Origin of the sequence: Azoarcus sp. PA01 (genome assembly GCA_001274695.2) — a bacterium.
Taxonomy (GTDB): domain Bacteria; phylum Pseudomonadota; class Gammaproteobacteria; order Burkholderiales; family Rhodocyclaceae; genus Aromatoleum.
Genome location: LARU01000002.1, coordinates 2,069,811 through 2,090,391 on the forward strand (window position 1 = coordinate 2,069,811; position 20,581 = coordinate 2,090,391).

Consider the following 20,581-nt stretch of genomic DNA (forward strand, 5'->3'; position numbering starts at 1 on the left):
AAGTGAATATGGGTACGGCTCAGCCCACGAGGAGCACATGCACGCGGCGCGGGCCGTGCGCGCCGAGCTGGATCGTCTGCTCGACGTCGGCGGTGCGCGACGGGCCGGAGATGATGTTCGTCGCGCGCGGCATGCCTTGCGGGCGCGCGCGCAGCAGGTCCCACGCGTCCTCGAAGTGGTTGACGATGCGGGCGGCTTCGAGCACGACGACGTGGTCGTCGGGGACGAAGTTGTGCGTCGTCGGGCTGTCCGGCCCCGACGCGAGCATCAGGCTGCCGGTCTCGGCGATGCCGCACAGCGCCGGCGACACCGCGAGCGCTTCGGTGATGCCGGCCGCTTCATGATGGATCAGCCAGCCTTCGGGCCACGCGAGATCCTTCAGCGCGGCGCCGACCGCGGCGCGTTGCGGCAGACGGTGCGCGAGCCGATAGGCTTCGATCGCGGCGGGAACCGCGTCGTGCGAGGCGACGCGCTCGATCGTGCCGGCGCGGCTTTCGAACTTGCGCATGAAGCGCGTGACGAGGTCTTCGTCGCGCGCCGGGCGGGTATGCCGCGGCACGCGCGCGTCGAGCGCGGCGACCTGCGCCGCGTCGAGCGGCTCGCGCCGCAGCGCGTCGCGGACCGACTTCAGGATCGCGTCGCGGGCGTTGCCGCTGGTGTTCGCTCGTGCGTTCATTGCTGGCCTCGCTTGCCCTGCCACAGTTCGAGAAAAGTGCGTCCGGTCGGCGCCGGCAGGTCGCGCGAATCGGTCCAGCCGCCCGCGAGCGGGAGGCGCCGGATGCGACCGCGCCGCGCGATGCCCGACAGCGCGCGGGCGGCGAGCTGCTCGAGCGCGTGGTAGAGCTTCGGCCGCGTCGCGACCCAGCGCCACACGCCGAGCGCGCGCTTCTGCATCAGCGGCGTGATGTTCTGCTGGTGCTGCAGGTGGCGCAGCTCGCGCAGCAGTTCCGGCAGCGGGATCTTGACCGGGCACACCGACTGGCAGCGGCCGTTCAGCGTGCACGCGTTCGGCAGGTCGTACGCGGCGTCGAGCCCCTTGATCAGCGGCGTCAGCACCGAGCCCATCGGGCCGGGATAGACCCAGCCGTACGCGTGGCCGCCGACCGCGCCATACACCGGGCAGTGGTTCATGCACGCGCCGCAGCGGATGCAGCGCAGCATGTCGCGAAAGCGCCCGGCGAGCATCTTCGAGCGGCCGTTGTCGACGAGCACGACGTGGTATTCCTCCGGGCCGTCGAGGTCGTCGGCGCGGCGCGGGCCGGTCGAGATCGTCGTGTAGGTCTCGGTCTCCTGGCCGGTCGCGCTGCGCGCCAAGAGGCGCAGGAACAGCGTCGCGTCGTCGAGCGTCGGCACGACGCGCTCGATGCCGGACGTGACGATATGCACTTTCGCGAGCGTCTGCGTCAAGTCGCCGTTGCCTTCGTTCGTGACGATGATCGACGAGCCGGTCTCGGCGACGAGGAAATTGCCGCCGGTGATGCCGACGTCGGCGCGGAAGTACTTGTCGCGCAGCACGCGGCGCGCCTCGTTGACGAGCTCGGGCACTTCGGTCTTGCGCGGGCCGCCGTGCGCCGCCTCGAAGAGGTCCGACACCTGGTCCTTCGTCTTGTGCACCGCCGGCGCGATGATGTGCGACGGCGGTTCGTGCGCAAGCTGGATGATGTATTCGCCGAGGTCCGTCTCGACGACTTCCATGCCATGCTCGATCAGCGCCTCGTTGAGGTCGATTTCCTCGGACACCATCGACTTGCCTTTCGTGACGGTCTTCGCCTCGACGCGCTTGCAGATGCCGAGGATGATCTCGCGCGCCTCGGCCGCGTCGCGCGCCCAGTGCACGCGCCCGCCGGCTTTTGTCACCGCCTGCTCGTAGCGTGCGAGGTAGTGGTCGAGGTTGTCGAGGACGTGGTTCTTGAGCTTCTTCGCCTCCTCGCGCAACTGCTCGAATTCCGGCAGGTCGGCGACCTGCTGCGCGCGCTTGCCGACGAAGCCGTAGCGTGCGCGCCCGAGCGCGGTCTGCAGGTTCGCGTCGTGGATCGCGAAGACCGCGCGTTCCTTGAATTCGTCCGAGCGGATCTGCATCAGCGCGACTCCTCCGGGGCATCGGCCAGACCGGCCCCGTCGGCGAAGCCGGCGAGCACTTCGGCGGTGTGGAACACTTTGACCGGGGCGTGGATGCGCTTCAGCCGGCCGGCGATGTTCATCAGGCAGCCCAGATCGCCACCGAGCAGCGTGTCGGCGCCGGTCGCGAGGATGTTGCGCACTTTGTCATCGACCATTTTCTCGGAAATTTCCGGGTATTTGACGCAGAACGTGCCGCCGAAGCCGCAGCACACTTCGGCGTCTTCCATCTCTCTGACCTTGAGTCCGTCGACTTCGCCGAGCAACGCACGCGGCTGGCCTTTGATGCCGAGCCCGCGCAGCCCCGAGCACGAGTCGTGGTAGGTCGCGGTGCCCGCGTAGCGCGCGTCGACCGTCGTCGCCGCGCCGCGCACGTCGGCGAGGAACGACAGCAGCTCGAAGCTTTTTCCCGACAGCGCTTCGGCGCGCGGCAGCCACTGCGGATCGTCGGCGAACAGCGCCGGGTAGTCGTGACGGATCGTCGCCATGCATGAGCCGGACGGCCCGACGACGTAGTCGAAATGCTCGAACGCCTCGATGACCTGCCGCGCCAGCGCGCGCGCCGCGTCATAGTCGCCGCTGTTGTAGCCGGGCTGGCCGCAGCACGTCTGGATCGCCGGCACCTCGACGCTGCATCCCGCGTCTTCGAGCAGCTTCACCGCGGAAAACCCGACGTTCGGCCGGAACAGGTTCATCAGGCAGGTCGCGAACAATCCGACGCGGGGCCCGGCGGTGGGCGATGAGGTCATGAGGCGGTCTCCGGTTTTTGTTCGGGGCAGGGTGAGCGATCAGGGCACAGCGATCGTAGCAAGCGCCGCCGCGATGGCGGGCGAGGGATTTTCAGGCCGGCGATGAGCGCGTTTCATGCCAGCGGCAGCATAGCAGAGGCCTGCGGCAGTGTCGGCGGGCCGCACCGGCATGCTCGCCGCGCGCGCACTGGGCGAGCGTGGCACACTGCGCGATTTGTGTCGCTGCGACGCGCATCGTTGGCGGCTGCGGTGGCGTGCTTTTACTGAACGGGAATATTCCGCATGATGCGTTTCGTGTGCCTTGCCGTGATGCTCTCCGCGCTGTGGCCCGGCGTTGCGACGGCTGCCGAATGGTCGACCCGGCCGTTGTCCGAAATCGCCGTGTATCCCGAATACCGCGCGTCGGCGCACGTCGTGGCGGTCGACGAGGCGCGCATCGCGGCGGAAGTTTCCGGCCGCATCGAGAGCCTGCCGACGCGCGTCGGGCAGGCGGTCGCGAAAGGCGTCGAGCTCGCGCGCATCGACGCTGCCGCGTACCGCATCGAAGTGGAGCGCGCCGCGGCGCAGAGCCGCCTGGTCGGCGATCGCGTCAAGCTCGCCGAGGCGCAGCTCGACCAGGCACGCGCCCTCGCTGCGAAAGGATTCATCAGCGCGGATGCGCTCAGGATCAGGGAAACCGAACTCGCGGTGCTGAAAAGCGAACTCGCCGCGACGCGCCAGGGCGTCGCCGCGGCACGCCTGCAGCTCGCGCGCACGACGATCCGCGCGCCGTTCGCCGGCGTCGTGCGCGAGCGCCTCGCGAGCGTCGGCGACCTCGCCGTGCCGGGCACGCCGCTGCTGGTGCTGTCGGCGAGCGCGGACAGCGAAGTGCGTGCGCGGGTGCCGACGGCGCAGATCGAATCGCTGCGCGCCGCCGGAAAGTGGCAGTTCGTCGCCGGCGACACGACGAGCCGGCTCACGCTGCTGCGCGTGTCGGCGGTCGTCGAGGCGGCGGGGCAGGCGCGCAACGCGGTGTTCTCGTCGACGAGGCCGCTGCCGCCGGGGCTTGCCGGTGAAGTCAGATGGACCGGGGCGACGCCGCATCTTCCGGCCGGCTACGTGCAGCAACGCGACGGGGCGCTCGGGGCCTACGTCGAGCGCGGCGGACGTGCGGTCTTCATCGAGCTGCCGGACGCGCAGGTCGGACGGCCGGTCGCGGTGAACTGGACGCCGGACACGCGAATCGTCGACGACGGCCGGTTTTCGATCGGTCTCGGCGGCGCTCCACAGGACGAGCGCGCGCCTGCAACCGGCGGGGGCGAGGGGGCATGACGGGCTGGTACCGCCGCCTGATCGGCAACCACCCGCTCGCGAACATCGCGTTCGCGCTGGTGCTGCTCGGCGGCATCGTGACGTACCTGACGATGCCGCGCGCGCAGGACCCGGAAGTCAATTTCAACTGGGTCAGCATCATCACCGCGCTGCCGGGCGCCTCCGCGGAGGACATCGAGCGCGAGCTGACCGGGCCGCTCGAAGACGCGATCGAGCAGGTCAAGGACATCAAGTTCGTGTCGTCGTCGAGCCGCGAAGGCGTCTCGTCGATCCTCGTGCGCTTCGAGGAAATCAGCGGGCGCCAGTTCGACCGGCGCATCAACGACCTGCGCCGCGAAGTGCAGAACAAGGCCGACGCCGAGCTGCCGCCGGAGGCGACCGAGCCCGAGATCATCGAGATCACGTCGTCGAACGGCTTTCCGACCGCGATCCTCGTGCTGTATGGCGCGGGCGGCGGCGAGCGCCTGCGTAGCGCGGCGTTCGGCATTCGGAAGGATCTGGAACGCTTCGCCGACATCGACCAGGTGATCGCCGCCGGCTTCGACGAACCGGAACTGCACGTCGATTTCGATCCGGAACGGGTCGCCGCCGTCGGGTTGTCGCCGCTCGACCTGTCGGACAGCGTGGCGGCGTGGTTTCGCAACACGCTCGGCGGGCGCATCCGGGTGCAGGACCGCGAATGGCTCGTGCGCCTCGAAGGCAAGACGCCCGATCCGGACGTGCTCGCCCAGGCGGCCGTCATCACCTCTGCCGGGCGCGTCGCGCTCGGCGAAGTCGCGGCCGTCGCGCGCGGGCACGAGCGCACCGGCCAGCTTGTCAGCTACAACGGCCAGCCGGCGGTGATGCTGTCGATCACGAAGGAGGCCGGCAGCAACACGCTGGAGCTCGTCGACCGCCTTAACCGCTTCGTCGCCGAGCGCAATCCACTGCTGTTCGGGCAGGGCGTGCAGCTCGTGATGATCGACGACCAGACGCATGCGACGCGCGCCGCGATCGGCGTCATGGAGTCGAACGCGCTGCTCGGCCTGGTGCTGGTGCTCGGCCTGTGCTGGGTGTTCCTCGGCTCGCGGCTCGCGCTGCTGGTCGGACTCGGTGTGCCGTTCGCCCTCGCCGGCACGTTCCTGCTCGTCGACCTGATCGGTTCGACTCTGAACCTGACGGTGCTGCTCGGCGTCGTCATTGCGCTCGGTATGCTCGTCGACGACGCAGTGGTGATCGTCGAGGCGATCTATTACCGGCTGCAGCGCGGCGAGCCGGTGCACCACGCGGTGACCGAAGGCGTCGCCGAAGTCGCGTTGCCGGTGATCTCGTCGGTGCTGACGACGATCGCGGCGTTCCTGCCGCTGATGCTGTTGCCGGGCATCCTCGGCTCGTTCATGTTCCTCGTGCCGTTCGTCGTCACCTGCGCGCTGCTCGTCAGCCTCGCCGAAGCGTTCTGGATGATGCCGGCGCACATCCTGCTGCTGCGCCCCGATTTCGGCCGCCGGCGCAGCCGCATGCAGGCGCGGCGCGAGCGCTTCACGCACTGGCTGCGGGTGAAGTACTCGCGCGCGCTGGTCGCGGTGATGCGGCGGCCGAAGACCGCGCTCGCGGTGCTGCTGCTCGTCATGGCCGGCGCGGCCGGCGCGCTCGCCGGCGGGCTCGTGAAGATCCAGTTCTTCGCGTTCGATCCGATCCGACTGTTCTACGTCAGCGCCGACATGCCCGCCGGCGTCCCGCTCGAGCGCACGCTCGAGGAGGCGGAGCGCGCCGCCGCGGTGCTGCGCAGGACGCTCGATCCGGCGGAAGTCCGCTCGATCACTGCCTATGCCGGGATCAAGTTCACCGAGACCGAGCCGCTGTATGGCGACCAGTACGGGCAGGTGATCGTGTCGCTGCAGCCGCGCCGCGGCGAGTTGCGCGATACCGCCGAAGTGATCGCAGCGGTGCACGATCCGGTCCGGGCTTTGCAGGGCGAGGCGAAGTTCTCGTTCCTCGAACTCAAAGGCGGGCCGCCGACCGCGCGCCCGATCAGCGTCAAGGTCAAGGCCGACGATTACGGCGAGCTGCGCGCGGCGACCGACGCGCTGCTCGGCGAAGTCGCGAAGATCCCCGGTGTGCGCGACATCACCGATGACGACGTGCCGGGACGCCCGGAGCTGCGGCTGACGCTGAACCGCGAGAAGCTCGCGCGCGCCGGGGTCGCACCGGGAGAGGTCGCGCGGCTGCTGCGCTTGTATGGCGAAGGCGAAGTCGTCGCGACGACTCGCGACGAGGGCGAGAAAGTCGAAGTGATCGTGCGCGCGCAGCCGGAATCGCTGACCGACGTCACCGAACTGCTGCAGCGCCCGGTGCCGCTCACGGCCGATGCGGAAGACGGCAGCGGCGCGCGACGCAGCGTCCAGCTTGGCTCGCTCGTCGACGCCGAGCCGCGGATCGCGAAAGGCTACATCCGCCATTACCAGCTCACGCGCGCGATCACCGTCGAAGCCGGCCTCGACCAGGAGAAGATCGACACGCTGACGGCGAACAACCGCCTGAAGGCAGCTTGGGCCGAGCTGCAGCCGCGCTTCCCCAATGTCGAGCTCGATTTCTCGGGCGAACTCGACGACATTCAGGAAAGCCTAGATTCGATGGCAGCGCTGTTCTCGCTGGGCGTCGGCCTGATCTACCTGATCCTCGCGACGCAGTTCCGCAGCTACTGGCAACCGTTCATGATCCTCGTGACCGTGCCGCTTGCCTTCACCGGCGTCGTGCTCGGCCTGCTCGTGTCGGGCAACCCGTTGTCGCTGTATACGATGTACGGCGTCATCGCGCTTGCTGGCATCGCGGTCAATTCGGCGATCGTGCTGATCGACGCGGCGAACGAGCGCCGCGCCGCCGGCATGAGCGTCGAGCACGCGGCGATCTACGCCGGGCGACGGCGCGTCGTGCCGGTGCTGATCACGTCGTCGACGACGATCGGCGGGCTGGTCTCCCTCGCGATCGGCCTCGGCGGCAAGTCGCTGATGTGGGGGCCGGTCGCGGCGAGCATCGTGTGGGGGCTCGGGTTCTCGACTTTGCTGACCCTGTTCGCGATCCCGCTGATCTACCGTCTCGCGATGGGACGGTCGCGGCCGGACCGCGGCGTTCCCGTCGCCCGCGTCGCGCCGCTCCGCTCGGCGCACTGAGCGAGCGGAGCGGCACTTGCCGGAGAAGCCGATGCTCGCGAGTTTCGCTGCCGATTTCGTCGTCCTGGTCCATTTCGCGTTCATCGTGTTCGTCGTCGCCGGCGGTGCGCTGGTGCTGCGCTGGCCGCGCCTCGCGTGGCTGCACCTGCCGGTGGTCGCGTGGGGGGCGGGAATCGAGCTGATCGGCGGCGTGTGCCCGCTGACGCCGCTCGAGAACGCGTTGCGCCGCGCCGCGGGCGAAGCGGGCTACGCGGGCGGTTTCATCGAGCATTACCTGTTGCCGCTGATCTATCCCGCGGGGCTGACGCCGGCGATCGGCACGATGCTCGGCGTCTTCGTGCTGGCCGTCAATGCGGTGTTCTACGCGATGCTATGGCGTCGGTGCAGGCAGCGACGGGCGGCGCGAAACGCAGCGGATGCCAGGCCGGGCACCGGCGATTGAACCGAAGCACGGCTCGGGGCGTCCCAGTACAATGCCCGCCACCATGCCTGCTCCCGTCCCCAGCATTTTCGCCCGCGCCCGCGCCCGCCCCGCGGCGAGCCCCGCTCCGTTCCTGCCGATGTCGCGTGCCGAGATGCGCGCGCTCGGCTGGGACGAGTGCGATGTCGTCCTCGTCACCGGCGACGCGTACCTCGACCACCCGAGCTTCGGCATGGCACTCGTCGGGCGGCTGCTCGAAGCGCAAGGCTTTCGCGTCGGCATCATCAGCCAGCCGGACTGGAAAAGCGCCGAGCCGTTCCGCGCGCTGGGACGCCCGCGGCTGTTCTTCGGCATCACCGCGGGCAACATGGATTCGCTGATCAACCGCTACACCGCCGAGCGCAAGATCCGCTCGGAAGACGCCTATACGCCCGGCGCCGAAGCCGGTCGCCGGCCCGACCGCGCGGTGACGGTCTACGCGCAGCGCGCGCGCGAAGCTTTCCCCGGTGTGAATGTCGTCATCGGCAGCATCGAAGCGTCGCTGCGCCGCATCGCACATTACGACTACTGGTCGGACAAGGTGCGTCGTTCGGTGCTCGCGGACTCGAAAGCCGACCTGCTGCTGTTCGGCAACGCGGAGCGCGCGCTGGTCGCGCTCGCGCACCGCCTCGCCGACGGGGAGCCGATCGAGGCGATCCGCGACCTGCGCGGCACCGCGTTCCTCGTCCGGCTGGGCTGGTTGCCGGAGGCCGACTGGACCGAGCAGGACTCGACCGCGCTCGACCGCCCGGGCCGTGTCGAACCGCATCCCGACCCGTACGCGATCGAGCCCGAAAAGCCTGCGGCGGCCCGCGAAACCGGCGCGCAGCCGGTGCGCATCGTCCCCGCCGCGGAACGCGCCGCGGCGCGGCGGCAGGCACGCGGTCGGACCGTCGTGCGCCTGCCGTCGTACGAGACGGTCGCCGCCGACCCGGTGATGTACGCGCACGCCTCGCGCGTGTTCCACCTCGAATCGAACCCGGGCAACGCGCGCGCGCTCGTGCAGGCGCACGGCGACGGGCCGGGGCGGCGCGACGTGTGGCTCAACCCGCCGCCGCTGCCGCTCACGACGCCCGAGATGGACTTCGTCTTCGGCCTGCCGTACGCGCGCCGGCCGCATCCGGCGTACGGCGACGCGCGCATCCCGGCGTGGGACATGATCAAGTTCTCGATCAACATCATGCGCGGCTGCTTCGGCGGCTGCACGTTCTGCTCGATCACCGAGCACGAAGGCCGCATCATCCAGAGCCGCTCGGAAGCATCGATCCTGCATGAGATCGAGGAGATCCGCGACCGGACGCCGGACTTCAAGGGGCACATCACCGACCTCGGGGGGCCGACCGCGAACATGTACCGCATGGCGTGCCGCGATCCTGCGACCGAGTCTTCGTGCCGGCGGCTGTCGTGCGTCTATCCGGGGATCTGCGAGAACCTCAAGACCGACCACGCGCCGCTGATCTCGCTGTACCGCAAGGCGCGTGCGATTCCGGGCGTCAAGCGCGTGACGATCGGCTCGGGGCTTCGCTACGACCTCGCGGTGCGCTCGCCCGAGTACGTCAGGGAACTCGTGACGCACCACGTCAGCGGCCTGCTGAAAATCGCGCCCGAGCATACCGAGGAAGGGCCGCTGTCGAAGATGATGAAGCCCGGCATCGGCACGTACGAGAAGTTCGCCGCGATGTTCGAGAAATACTCGCGCGAAGCCGGCAAGAAGCAGCACCTCGTGCCGTACTTCATCGCCGCGCATCCGGGCACGACCGACGAGGACATGCTGAACCTCGCGCTGTGGCTGAAGAAGAACGGCTTCAGGCCCGACCAGGTGCAGACGTTCATGCCGACGCCGATGGCGATGGCGACGACGATGTACCACAGCCGCAGGAATCCGCTGCGCAAGGTATCGGCGGACTCGGAAGTCGTCGAAACCGCGCGCGCCGGCAAGCTCAGGAAGCTGCACAAGGCGCTGCTGCGCTGGCACGACCCGGAGAACTGGCCGCTGATCCGCGAAGCGCTCCTGGCGATGGGCCGCGCCGAACTGATCGGCAGCGGGCCGAATTGCCTCGTGCCGCGGCATCAGCCGGGCGTGCCGCTCGCCGTCGAGCGCTCGGGAGGTCGTACTGCGGCGCGTGCCGGTCGCGGCGAGTGCCGCAAGGCGCCGGCCCGCAACGGCAGCGGTGGGGGGGCGGCTGCAGCATCGGCGAACCGGCGCAAAGCCCGCGCCTGACATCGCCAGGTCCGTCGCATTTGTTGCCGCTCAAGGCAGACCGAAGTACCGCTGCAGACAATGGCCCGGCAACGGCGCGGTGGTCGTGAAACCTTTACGGCAATGGTCGCGGCGCCCGAAATGGTTCATTTTTTGCAACAGGAGTCGATATGAACACCCGTCCCGCTTTCCTCCGTCTTGTTTCCGCCCTCGGGCTGGTCGCTGCATTCGCGGGCGGCCCCGTCTTTGCAGCGGGCGAGGAAGTCGTCATGTACAAGGATCCGAATTGCGGCTGCTGCGGCAAGTGGGCCGAGCACATGCGCGCGAGCGGATTCGCCGTGAAGGAGGTGCGCAGCACCGCGATGAGCGCCGTCAAGCGCGAAGCGGGCGTGCCGCAGGCGCTCGCTTCGTGCCACACCGCGAAAGTCGGCGGCTACGTCGTCGAAGGGCACGTGCCTGCGGCCGACGTGCGGCGCCTGCTCACTGAAAAGCCGAAAGTGGCCGGCATCGCGGCGCCGGGAATGCCGGCCGGCTCGCCGGGCATGGAAGGACCGTATCCTGCCGAACGCTACGACGTCGTCAGCTTCGATGCGGACGGCAAGCACCGGACATTCGCGTCACACTGACGCCGGCAGTCGGAGTCCATCAGGGAGCCCAATCATGAAAAAACTGTTTATCGCGAGCGTGGCGGCGGGCGTTCTTTCGTGGTCGCCAACACCGGCGTTCGCCGAGGCCGATGACGCCGTGCTGGGCGACCGCGGGAGCGGCATGATCGTCGACCTCGTCCTCGTGCGACCGCTGACTTTCGTCGGTTCGGTGGTCGGGATCGCCGCTTTCATCGTTTCGTTGCCGTTTACCGCGCCGACCGGCTCGGCTTCCGACGCGGCACGCGAGCTCGTCGGCAAGCCGCTCGAGTACACCTTCAACCGGCCGCTCGGCGATTTCCACCGCTGCGGCGCGGACCGGCACCCCTGCGGCGGGCGGTGACCGGGGCGCGGGCGCAGCGCTTGCGCGTTACGCGAGCAGGAAGTTCTCGTCGGGGACAGGCAGCGGCGGCGGCTCTTCGCCGAGCATCTCGCGCAGGCTCGCATTGACGCCGGCGACGAGCGCGTCGAGCGCGAGATCGTTCGCCATCGTGCCGAAAGGCTCTTCGATCTCGTCGCTGAGCGCTTCGAGCGCGAAGAACGTGTAGGACACGAAGCTCACGACCAGCGGCGTCATGAGGCCGATCGAATCGACCAGCCCGAACGGCAGCAACGCGCAATAAACATACGCGCTGCGGTGCAGGATCACCGTATAGGTGAAGGGCAACGGGGTATTGGCGATGCGCTCGCAGCCGCCGAGCGACGACGACAGCCCGTTCAGCGACTGCTCCATCTGCTGCGCGAGCATGATGTCGAGTTGCCCCGCTTCGCGGCGCTCGCGCAGCCATTGGCCGAGCCACAGCAACACCAGCGCCGGCGCCGAGCGCGCGCTGCGTGCGCGCTCGATGACGACTGCGGGAAGCAGACCGAGCAGGTCGGCGTCGCGCGGCTGATGGCGCAGCTGGTTGCGCATCGCCGCGGCGAAGCCGATGAGGCCGAGCACGAACGGACGGCTCTCGACGTTGCGGGCCGTCAGCGTCAGGGCCTGCCGCGCGAGGTTGCGCGTCTCGACGAGCACGTCGCCCCACAGCTTGCGCGCTTCCCAGTAGCGGTCATAGCTCGCGTTGATGCGAAAGCCGAGAAAGATCGCGAGCGCGACCCCCATCAGCGAGAACGGGTTCGCGTTGAGCGTCACCTTGAAGTGGAAAAGCTGGCCGTGCATCAGCACGACGCCGCACGACAGCGCGAAGATGAACAGCTGCTGCGGCAGGATGCGGGAAACGAGCGACCCGCGGCGAACGAAAAGCAAACGCATCCAGTGCGGACGGGGGCGGACGATCACGGCTGGGAAGGGCGGTCGGGCGGCGGCGGGGGTGCGATTCTCTCAGGTTTTGGCGCGATGCGGGCGGCGATTTGCTGCAATGCAAGAAAAAAATCCGGCCCTACCCGGCAAGCCAGGCGAGCGTGCCGGCGAGCGCGAGCCCGCCGCTCGCGAGCAGCGTGAGACGCCGGCGCGAGCCGTGCAGCCGTCCCCATAACCAGAAGCCGGACAGGCCGAGGAACGCGAGGCCGAGCGCGGCCGCGTCGGACAGCAGGATCCACGCCGGTCCGGTGCCGATCGACATGTGTAGGCGGGCCAGATACAGCCACAGGTTCGGCTTCGTGCGCTTCACTTCGGCTTGGCCGCTGCCGAGCCAGTATTCGACCTGCACCGTCTCGGAAGGAGTGTCGGCGCGCAGCGTCCAGCGCTCGGGCTGGCGCAGTTCGCCGTCCCCCCAGCTGACGGCGCGAGGGGGCTCGATGCGCGGCTTCAGCGCCCCGGCTTCGATGCCGAGCGCCGGCGCGAGCGCCGCGGCGAGCGCGTGCGGATCGGCGGGTCCGGCTTCGAGCGGCAATATCTGCGTCACCTCCTGGCGGTCGAGCGCCGGAATCTTCATCACGGCGCGGTGGTTCAGCAGGAAGCCGGTCACCGCGAACAGCAGTAGCATCGCCGCGATCGCGAGGCCGAACCACGCGTGGACACGGCGCAGCCACTTTTGCACGTTGCCGCGCTGCGTCGCCGGGCGGGGATGAAGGTGGATCACGAAAGCCTCTCTGGCAACAGGGACCGGTCAGAAGGGATCAGAACGAGAGTTTCGCGGACAGCCGCAGCGTGCGCGGCATGCCGACCGCAAGGAGCGCGCTGTTCGAGTTTACCTTGCTGTCGCCGGCAGCCGCCCAGTAGCGCTTGTCGGTCACGTTCTCGACGGTCGCCACGAGGTCGAGCTGGTTGCTGGCGACTTTGGTACGGTAGCGGGCGCCGACGTCGTAACGGGTGTAGGCATCGACTTCGGCCTGGTTCTGCGGATTCACTTCGCGCTCGCCGGTGTAGTAAGCCCCCGCGGACAGCGCGAGGCCCGGGACCGCCGCGAGGCGATGCTCGACGAAGAGGCTCGCCGTGACTTCGGGCGTGTTGGCCGGGCGGTTGCCGACGATGCTCTGGTCGTTCTCGGCCTTGGTGAACTCCGCGTCGATCCATTGCATCGACGAGAAAATGCCCCAGCGCGGCGAGATCTGGCCGCCGGCCGACAGTTCGACGCCGCGCAGGCGGGCCTCGCCGAGGCGCTGGTAGATGTTGTTGATCTCGCCGTTCATCGGCCGCTCGATCCGGAACACTGCTGCGTTGGTCTGCACGCCGCCCCAATCGGTCTTGATGCCGCCTTCCCATTGGCGCGTCACCAGCGGTTCGAGCGATGTGCCGGCGTTGAGGGCGGCAGGACGCGCGATGCCGCCGTCCTCCATGCCTTCGAGGTAGCCGGCATAGAGGTTCGTTGCGGGCGTGAGCTTCCAAACCGCAGCGACGGTCGGGCTGACCTCGCGCTTGGTGTAGTCCTGGCGGTTGTCCGTGGCATGCTCGAACTCGAACTCGCTGCCGCGCGCGCCGGCGATCAGCAGCCAGTCGCCGAGCGCCGCGCGGTCGAAGACGTACCAGCCGCGGTCATGGGTCTCGGAGTGGCGCGCGTTCGGGCCATGGGTCACTGCGGTTTCGGGGATGTCGCGCGGATTGTAGAGATTCTGTGCGACGTTGACCGTGACGGTGTTGCCGAGCGACGTGCTGAGGATGTTGCGGGAATAACCGATGGTGAAGTCGTGTCTCACCGTCCCGGTCTCGAACCGGCCGGCGAGCTCGGTGCGCGCGTTGCGGTTGATGAACTCCTGATCCTGGCCGCGGAAGATCTGCAGCGTGCCTTCGCCGGTCGCCACGTCGTAGTTGATCATCTGCGAGAAGTTGCGGTCGCGCTCGAGCCGGGAACGTCCGGTTTCCACCGTCCAGATCCAGTTGTCGTTGAGCGCGAAGTCGCTGCGCAGTTGAACGTTCTGCTCTTCGGCGTCGTAGTTCGCCCAGTCGGGCGCGATGAGCTTCTCGGGGTTCGGGATGCGCGGCAGCGGGATCTTGCCGTTGACGGGCCGCAGCGCGAGGATGCTCGACTGCTCGACGACGTCCTTGGCGATGTCCTCGACGTCGAGCTTGAGCAGCCAGCGATCGGTCACGCTCCAGTCGAACGCACCGGCGACTAGGCGCCGGTCGCCGTCGGCATCTTCGACCGCGCTTTCGAGTTCGCCGCCGACGATGTTCACGCGTGCGCCGAACTGGCCGTCCGAGCCGAAGCGCCGGCCGACGTCGAGGCCGACCACCGCACTGCCGTTGTCATCGGTCGACAGCTGGACTGCGCTGACCGGCGTGCTGCCGGCACGCTTCGTGACCAGGTTGATGATTCCGGAAGGCGGCACGAAGCCGTAGTACAGGCCGCCGACGCCCTTGAGCACTTCGACGCGCTCCTTGTTCTCGAGCGGCAGGTCGATCAGGTTCACGATCGGCAGGCCGCCGTTGAGGCGATAGCTGGAGCGGTTGTCGACCAGCAGCCCGCGGATCGACAGGTTGTCGTAGGCAGTGGCCCCGAGCTGCGCGCGGGTGACGCCCGCAGTGTTCTTCATCGCCTCGTACAGGCTGTTGGCCTGCTGCGCATCGAGAAGGTCGCGATCGACGATGTTCACCGTCATCGGCACCTCTTTCGCCGGGGTGTCGCGGAAAGTACCCACGCCGATGCTGCCGGCGCGCCAGGCGGAATCGCTCGCGAAGACTTCGACCGCTTCGAGCTGCTGGTCGGCGGCGAGGAGGGGGCCATGCGCGGCGAGCAGCGCGGCGGCGGGGATCAGGCGGGCAAGGGTTTTGAGGCGCATTGCGGAAACCTCGAGAGGAGTGGAAGGGAAAGTCGCAAAGCGGCCGACAGCGCCGCGCCGGCCGGAAACCCGGGCCGGCGGGTCGGCGCAGGAGAGCCGGAAGTCAGAAACGGTAGGTCGCGGTCGCCTGCAGCGTGCGTGGCGCGCCCGGCTGGTTCAGCCCGTTGACGCTGCCGTGTGCGGACGCCCAGTACTCGCGGTCGAACACGTTCTTGAGGTTGAACGCGAGGTCGTAGGCGCGGCTGCGGTACAGCAGCGCAGCGTCGACCACCGCGAAGCCGGGCAGGCGCACGAGGTTGTCGGGCGACGCGTATTGCGACGACTGCGCACGGACGCCGCCGCCGAGGCGCCAGCCCAGGCCCAGTTCGCGCATCACCCACAGCGATGCGCTGTGGCGCGGCGTCAGCGGCGCATCCTTGCCTTCGAACGGCGCGGTGATCCGCGTCGTGCCGAAGTTCGCGCCGCCGCTCGCCGTCGATTTGACGATCTCGGTATCGAGGAACGCATAGCCTGCGTGGATTTGCCACCCCTGGGCCGGCCGCCCGGAAAGCGACAGCTCGAGGCCGTTCGTGCGCTGTTCGCCGGCATTGATCGTCGTGCGCGACACCGGCTCGGTGATCTTCATGTCGGTACGCACGAGCTGGAACACCGACGCGCCCGCAGACAGCGCGCCGCCGAGGAGGTCCCATTTCGCGCCGATCTCGTAGTTCGTCGAGATTTCCGGCTCGCTGTCGACGTTCGACGCGTTGAGCTGGAACTGTTCGCCCGACGGCTGGAACGAGCGCGACACCGACGCGTAGTACGACTGCATCGCGTCCGGCTGCCACACGAGCCCGGCGCGCGGGCTCCATTCGCGATCGGTGCGCTCGAAGTCGGGCTTGCCGGGCTCGGTGGTTTCCTGCCGGTAGTCGTCGTAGCGCACGCCGAGCAGCGCTTTCCAGTGCTCGCCGAACGCGATCTGGTCCTGCACGTACACGGCGGCGCTGTCCTGCGTCGTGACGTTATCGATCGTGCGCGAGTTCGGTGCGACGCTCCTGTACGGCGGGATCGCGCCGCCCGGATTGAACAGCGGAACGGTGTCGATGCCGATCCAGTTGTCGATGTCGAGGCGCTTTTCCTGGCTGCCGAGCTCGAGACCGTACAGCAGCGTGTGCTGCACGCCGCCGAGCGCGAGTTTCTGGGTCAGTTCGAACTGGTTGAACCAGCCGTCCTCGTTGCGGACGACGTGGCCGTGCGTGCGCTGCATGAAGAGCTCGCCGTTGACCAGCGTGTAGGGGCTGTTCGAGCGGTACAGGGTGTTGTCGCGGTCGAGCTCGAAGTCGTAATAGCGCAGCACGTTGCGCAGCGACCAGTCGGCGTTGATGCGGTGCGCGAGCGTCGCCGTCGCGGTGTCCATCGTCGCAGCGGTGGTGTCGTCGCGCTCGGCGTCGCCCGAGCCGTAATACGTGTCGTGATCGACGTCGAGCGGGCGGCCGTTGTTGTCGGGAATGCCGAAGTCGGTCGGGCGCCGGTCGCGGTTATGCGCGACCTGCAGCAGCAGGCTCGTGTTCTCGCCGAGGTGGAGCGAGAGCGACGGCGCGATCGCTTCGCGCTTCAGGAAGGACTCGTCGCGAAAACCGGTCGAGTCCTCGAACGCCCCGGTCAGCCGGAAGCTGTGGCCGGCGTCGCCGAGTCCGCCGCCGAGGTCGAAGCTCGCGCGCTTTTCGCCTTCGCTGTCGAACTGGACGGTGATGTCGCGGATCGCCTGTTTCGTCGGCAGCTTGCTGACGCGGTTGATGATGCCGCCGGACGAACCGCGCCCATATAGCACCGCCGCCGGGCCCTTGATGACTTCGATGCGTTCGGTGTTCGACAGGTCGCGGTAATACAGCGCATCGTCGCGCACGCCGTCGAGGAAATTGTCGCCGATCGCGGTGAAGCCGCGGATCGCGACCTGGTCGCGCTGGCCGTCGCCCATATTCAGCGTCACCCCGGGAACGTTCTGCAGCGCTTCGGTCAGCGAGCGCACCCCCTGGTCGGCGATCAGCTCGGGGCCGACGACGTTGACGGTCTGCGGGATGTCACGCAGCGGCGCGGTACCTTTCGTCGCGGACGACGACACCAGCGGGTTGTACGACAAAGTGGCACCGACCTGGTCGGTGACGGTGACGGTCGGCAGCGTGGTCTGGGGGGTGTGCTGGGCCGTCGCGAGCGCGGGCAGGGCGGCGGCGATCGCCGCGCCGAGGGTGCGAAGATGCATCGGAACTCCGGTCGGAAGCGTTGTTGGCTGGCGATCCGGCCGGAAAAGGCGGAATGGCTGGCTGCGAAGAGGGAGAATTGTATTTCTATATGTTAATGCGAATCAATATTATTGTTGTACGGGTTCGTGCAGGATTTCCGCGCAAGGGCGCCCGGTAGAGCGGGAAAGGGGGAAAGGGGGAAAGGGGGAAAGCGGGAAAGCGGGAAAGCGGGAAAGCGGGAAAGCGGGAGAGCGGGAGAGCGGGAGCGCAGCATCGCGCCCCCGCAGCGACTGTCAACCGCGTTGCAGCGAAGCGGCTTAAAGGCCTGCGTCGGCGCGCAGCGCCGCGGCCTTGTCGGTCGCTTCCCACGTGAATTCGGGCTCGTCGCGGCCGAAGTGGCCGTACGCGGCGGTCTTGCCGTAGATCGGGCGCAGCAGGTTGAGCTCCTGGATGATCGCTTTCGGGCGCAGGTCGAAGTGCGCGCCGATCAGCTCGACGATGCGCTCGTCGCTGACTTTGCCGGTGCCGAAAGTCTCGACCATCAGCGACACCGGCCTGGCGACGCCGATCGCATAGGCGACCTGCACTTCGCAGCGCTCGGCGAGGCCCGCGGCGACGATGTTCTTCGCGACCCAGCGCCCGGCGTACGCGGCCGAGCGGTCGACTTTCGACGGGTCCTTGCCGGAGAACGCGCCGCCGCCGTGGTGCGCTGCGCCGCCGTAGGTGTCGACGATGATCTTGCGCCCGGTCAGGCCGCAGTCGCCGTGCGGGCCGCCGATGACGAAGCGCCCGGTCGGGTTGATCAGGTAGCGCACTTCGCCCTGCATCAGCTCTTTCGGCAGCACCGGCTTGATGATCTCCTCGACGACGAGTTCGGTGATCTGCGCGTGCGAGACTTCGGGGCTGTGCTGCGTCGACACGACCACGGTGTCGATCGCGACCGGCTTGCCGTCGACATATTTCACCGTCAGCTGGCTCTTCGCGTCCGGACGCAGCCACGCGAGCCGGCCGTCCTTCCTCAGCTCGGACTGGCGCTGCATGATGCGGTGCGCATAGTAGATCGGCAGCGGCATCAGCGACGGCGTCTCGTTGCACGCATAGCCGAACATCAGGCCCTGGTCGCCCGCGCCCTGGTCGAGGTCGAGGCCTTCGCCTTCGTTGACGCCCTGTGCGATGTCGGACGACTGGCGGTTGATCGCGGTGAGGATCGCGCACGACTTGTAGTCGAAGCCGATCGCCGAGTCGTCGTAGCCGATGCGACGGATGACGTCCTGCGCGATCTCCTTGTAGTTCGGGTGCGCGCTCGTCGTGATCTCGCCCGAGATGACGACGAGGCCCGTCGATACCAGGGTTTCGCATGCGACGCGCGCATGCGGGTCGTCGGCGAGGATCGCGTCGAGGATGCCGTCGGAAACCTGGTCGGCGACCTTGTCGGGATGGCCTTCGGACACCGATTCCGAGGTGAAAAGGTATTCCCTGCTCATGCACTGCTCCTGAAAACGAAAAATCCCCAAAGCTGTCCGGCGTGGCCGGCTCCGGGGATTTCGTCGAGCAGGCGACGCTTTAGCAGTACTTGTGTGCCGTGACCGGTTAGGTGCGTTCGCGGCGCCGCCCTGCAAGTTGTCGTATTAACTCGGCGGCTGGGCGATAATTATATGCTTTGTGATCCGGCGGTCAAATTCGCGGGTCCGGCGCGGGCGTCCGGGCCCGTATCCGTCCGGGCCTGGGCCGATTTGACCGGCGCCGATGCTCTCCTCGATGTGACCTCTTCGCGTGACCTTCCTCGTCAATCTGTCATTCCGCATTCTCGCCGGCCTGCCGCTGTCATGGCTGCATCGGCTCGGCGGCTGGGCCGGCTGGGCCATCTGGCGCTGTTCGCCGTCATACCGGCGCCGCCTCGAGGACAATCTCGCCCAGGCGACCGGCCGTCGCGACGTCGCGCTGCGTGAGGCGGCGGTCGCCGAAGCCGGGCGGCAGGCGCTCGAGCTGCCGTTCGTGTGGCTGCGGCCGCAGGACGAAGTGCTGTCCTGCATCGTGCGGGTCGAAGGGCAGGAACTGATCGCCCGCGCGCAGGCCGAGGGCGCCAGCGTGCTGCTGCTGACGGCGCATCTGGGCTGCTTCGAGATGTGCGCGCAGTATTGTTCGACGCACGGACCGATCACGGTGCTGTTCCGCCCGCCGCGCAAGGCGGCGCTGCGCCCGCTGATGGAAGCGGGGCGCGCGCGCGGGGCGATCCGCGTCGCCCCGGCCGATGTGTCCGGCGTGCGCCGGCTCGTGAAGGCGCTGCGCAGCGGCGAGATGGTCGGCATGCTGCCGGACCAGGCGCCGGCCGAAGGCGAAGGCGTATGGGCGCCGTTCTTCGGCCGTCCGGCATGGACGATGACGCTCGCGGCGCGCCTGTCCGAAGTGAAAGGCGTCAAGGTGGTGATGGTGTGGACCGAGCGGCTGCCGCACGGGGCAGGCTATGTGCTGCGGCTTTCCGAACCCGTGGAGCCGATCACCGGTTCGCTCGACGAGCGCTGCGCGGCAATCAACCGCGAGATCGAGCGCCTCGTGCTGGCGTGTCCGGCGCAGTACCTGTGGGGCTACAACCGCTACAAGCGTCCGTCGGGCGTGCCGCTTCCGCCCGGGGATGCGCGATGCTGAGCCGCGTTGCGAGTCACGCCGCGGTCGCGGGGTTCTGGCTGCTGCACTGGCTGCCGCTGCCGGTGCTGGCGTTCCTCGGGCAGGCCGTCGGCGAGACGCTGTACCGGCTGGCGCGCTCGCGGCGGCATATCGTCGCCGTCAACCTCCGTTTGTGCTTCCCCGAACTCGACGACGCGGCGAGGCGCCGGCTTGCGCGGGCGCATTTTCGCGCGCTCGGGCGCAGCCTGCTCGAACGCGGGCTGCTGTGGTGGGGGAGCCAGCGGCGGCTGATGAACCTGGTCCGGCTCGACGGCGCCGAGCGGGTCCGGGCGCTGCTCGACGAGGGGCGGCCGGTGATCCTGCTCGCGCCGCACTTCGTCGGCCTCGACACCGGCGGCTCGCGCGTGGCGATGGATTTCGATTCGGTCAGCATCTACGCGCAGCAGAACAACCCGGTGTTCGACCGCTGGCTGTTCCACGGCCGCAGCCGCTTCGGCGACCAGCGCCTGCTGTCGCGCCAGGACGGCGTGCGCGGCACGGTCAAGGCGATGAAGGCCGGCCGCCCTTTCTACTATCTGCCCGACATGGACTACGGCCGCAAGGACGCGGTTTTCGTGCCGTTCTTCGGCGTGCCGGCGGCGACGATCACCGGGCTGTCGCGGCTCGCGCGGCTCGCCGGCGCGGCGGTCGTGCCATGCGTGACGCGGATGCTGCCCGGCGGGCGGGGCTATGTCGTCGAGTTCGGCGAGCCGTGGCAGGATTTCCCGACGACGGACGCCGAAGCGGATACCGCACTGATGAACCGCTGGATCGAAGCCGCGGTGCGGACGATGCCCGAGCAGTATTACTGGGTGCACCGGCGCTTCAAGACGCGCCCGCCGGGCGAGGCGCGGCCATACTGAATGCGCGCCGCGTGCTGTCGCTGGACGTCCTGCGGCGGCTGGG

The 20,581-nt window shown here is 68.6% G+C and carries 16 protein-coding genes; 8 read left to right on the forward strand and 8 right to left on the reverse strand.

Annotated elements, in window-relative coordinates; all coding sequences use genetic code 11:
- Positions 1–19 precede the first annotated feature (19 nt).
- The 3 genes from PA01_10595 to PA01_10605 are packed head-to-tail and all read right to left on the reverse strand — an operon-like array spanning position 20 to position 2,867.
- Positions 20–676, reverse strand: a complete 657-nt coding sequence (locus tag PA01_10595) for an LUD domain-containing protein (protein KON81981.1) — start codon at positions 674–676, stop codon at positions 20–22.
- Positions 673–2,079: a LutB/LldF family L-lactate oxidation iron-sulfur protein gene (locus tag PA01_10600; protein ID KON81982.1), complete on the reverse strand. Its 1,407-nt coding sequence runs from the start codon at positions 2,077–2,079 to the stop codon at positions 673–675. Before PA01_10600 ends, PA01_10595 begins: the two co-directional genes overlap by 4 nt.
- Complete coding sequence (locus PA01_10605; GenBank protein ID KON81983.1) at positions 2,079–2,867, reverse strand: (Fe-S)-binding protein; 789 nt, start codon at positions 2,865–2,867, stop codon at positions 2,079–2,081. Before PA01_10605 ends, PA01_10600 begins: the two co-directional genes overlap by 1 nt.
- A 282-nt stretch (positions 2,868–3,149) precedes the next feature.
- Between PA01_10605 and PA01_10610 the strand changes: the two genes are divergently transcribed.
- The 6 genes from PA01_10610 (at position 3,150) to PA01_10635 (ending at position 10,974) form a co-directional block, all read left to right on the forward strand.
- Positions 3,150–4,178: an efflux RND transporter periplasmic adaptor subunit gene (locus tag PA01_10610; GenBank protein KON81984.1), complete on the forward strand. Its 1,029-nt coding sequence runs from the start codon at positions 3,150–3,152 to the stop codon at positions 4,176–4,178.
- Positions 4,175–7,327 carry an efflux RND transporter permease subunit gene (locus PA01_10615; GenBank protein ID KON81985.1) on the forward strand — a complete coding sequence of 1,051 codons (3,153 nt, stop codon included), beginning with the start codon at positions 4,175–4,177 and terminating at the stop codon, positions 7,325–7,327. The genes PA01_10610 and PA01_10615 overlap by 4 nt, the downstream gene beginning before the upstream one ends.
- Positions 7,328–7,358: 31 nt before the next feature.
- Positions 7,359–7,769, forward strand: a complete 411-nt coding sequence (locus tag PA01_10620) for a DUF2784 domain-containing protein (GenBank protein ID KON81986.1) — start codon at positions 7,359–7,361, stop codon at positions 7,767–7,769.
- A 118-nt stretch (positions 7,770–7,887) separates the two neighbouring features.
- Positions 7,888–10,008 (forward strand): YgiQ family radical SAM protein, encoded by a 2,121-nt coding sequence (locus PA01_10625; protein KON81987.1) that lies wholly within the window; start codon positions 7,888–7,890, stop codon positions 10,006–10,008.
- 149 nt (positions 10,009–10,157) lie between these two features.
- Complete coding sequence (locus tag PA01_10630; protein ID KON81988.1) at positions 10,158–10,613, forward strand: DUF411 domain-containing protein; 456 nt, start codon at positions 10,158–10,160, stop codon at positions 10,611–10,613.
- 34 nt (positions 10,614–10,647) lie between these two features.
- A complete protein-coding gene (locus PA01_10635) occupies positions 10,648–10,974 on the forward strand; it encodes a hypothetical protein (protein KON82446.2) in 327 nt (108 codons plus the stop codon).
- 27 nt (positions 10,975–11,001) lie between these two features.
- Here the strand turns inward: PA01_10635 and PA01_10640 are convergent, their stop codons facing one another.
- The 5 genes from PA01_10640 to metK all read right to left on the reverse strand — a co-directional run bounded on the left by PA01_10640 (position 11,002) and on the right by metK (position 18,495).
- Positions 11,002–11,913, reverse strand: a complete 912-nt coding sequence (locus tag PA01_10640) for a hypothetical protein (protein ID KON81989.1) — start codon at positions 11,911–11,913, stop codon at positions 11,002–11,004.
- Positions 11,914–12,013: 100 nt separating this feature from the next.
- Entirely contained in the window at positions 12,014–12,655 is a 642-nt protein-coding gene (locus PA01_10645; protein KON81990.1) for a PepSY-associated TM helix domain-containing protein, read from the reverse strand.
- A gap of 37 nt (positions 12,656–12,692) precedes the next feature.
- Positions 12,693–14,792, reverse strand: a complete 2,100-nt coding sequence (locus tag PA01_10650; protein KON81991.1) for a TonB-dependent siderophore receptor — start codon at positions 14,790–14,792, stop codon at positions 12,693–12,695.
- Between the two features lie 103 nt (positions 14,793–14,895).
- A complete protein-coding gene (locus PA01_10655; GenBank protein ID KON81992.1) occupies positions 14,896–17,031 on the reverse strand; it encodes a TonB-dependent siderophore receptor in 2,136 nt (711 codons plus the stop codon).
- A 297-nt stretch (positions 17,032–17,328) separates the two neighbouring features.
- On the reverse strand, positions 17,329–18,495 hold the full coding sequence (gene metK, locus PA01_10660; protein KON81993.1) for a methionine adenosyltransferase: 1,167 nt from the start codon (positions 18,493–18,495) through the stop codon (positions 17,329–17,331).
- Between the two features lie 289 nt (positions 18,496–18,784).
- Here metK and PA01_10665 point away from each other — a divergent pair, with 289 nt between their 5' ends.
- Positions 18,785–19,657: a lysophospholipid acyltransferase family protein gene (locus tag PA01_10665; protein ID KON81994.1), complete on the forward strand. Its 873-nt coding sequence runs from the start codon at positions 18,785–18,787 to the stop codon at positions 19,655–19,657.
- Positions 19,651–20,538, forward strand: coding sequence for a lipid A biosynthesis acyltransferase (locus PA01_10670; GenBank protein ID KON81995.1), 888 nt, complete (start codon positions 19,651–19,653; stop codon positions 20,536–20,538). The genes PA01_10665 and PA01_10670 overlap by 7 nt, the downstream gene beginning before the upstream one ends.
- Positions 20,539–20,581 lie beyond the last annotated feature (43 nt).

Coding starts and splice junctions, on each gene's coding strand:
- PA01_10595 (KON81981.1), bottom strand. CDS start 676: ATGAACGCACGAGCGAACACCAGCGGCAACGCCCGCGACGCGATCCTG.
- PA01_10600 (KON81982.1), bottom strand. CDS start 2,079: ATGCAGATCCGCTCGGACGAATTCAAGGAACGCGCGGTCTTCGCGATC.
- PA01_10605 (KON81983.1), bottom strand. CDS start 2,867: ATGACCTCATCGCCCACCGCCGGGCCCCGCGTCGGATTGTTCGCGACC.
- PA01_10610 (KON81984.1), top strand. CDS start 3,150: ATGATGCGTTTCGTGTGCCTTGCCGTGATGCTCTCCGCGCTGTGGCCC.
- PA01_10615 (KON81985.1), top strand. CDS start 4,175: ATGACGGGCTGGTACCGCCGCCTGATCGGCAACCACCCGCTCGCGAAC.
- PA01_10620 (KON81986.1), top strand. CDS start 7,359: ATGCTCGCGAGTTTCGCTGCCGATTTCGTCGTCCTGGTCCATTTCGCG.
- PA01_10625 (KON81987.1), top strand. CDS start 7,888: ATGTCGCGTGCCGAGATGCGCGCGCTCGGCTGGGACGAGTGCGATGTC.
- PA01_10630 (KON81988.1), top strand. CDS start 10,158: ATGAACACCCGTCCCGCTTTCCTCCGTCTTGTTTCCGCCCTCGGGCTG.
- PA01_10635 (KON82446.2), top strand. CDS start 10,648: ATGAAAAAACTGTTTATCGCGAGCGTGGCGGCGGGCGTTCTTTCGTGG.
- PA01_10650 (KON81991.1), bottom strand. CDS start 14,792: ATGCGCCTCAAAACCCTTGCCCGCCTGATCCCCGCCGCCGCGCTGCTC.
- PA01_10655 (KON81992.1), bottom strand. CDS start 17,031: ATGCATCTTCGCACCCTCGGCGCGGCGATCGCCGCCGCCCTGCCCGCG.
- metK (KON81993.1), bottom strand. CDS start 18,495: ATGAGCAGGGAATACCTTTTCACCTCGGAATCGGTGTCCGAAGGCCAT.
- PA01_10670 (KON81995.1), top strand. CDS start 19,651: ATGCTGAGCCGCGTTGCGAGTCACGCCGCGGTCGCGGGGTTCTGGCTG.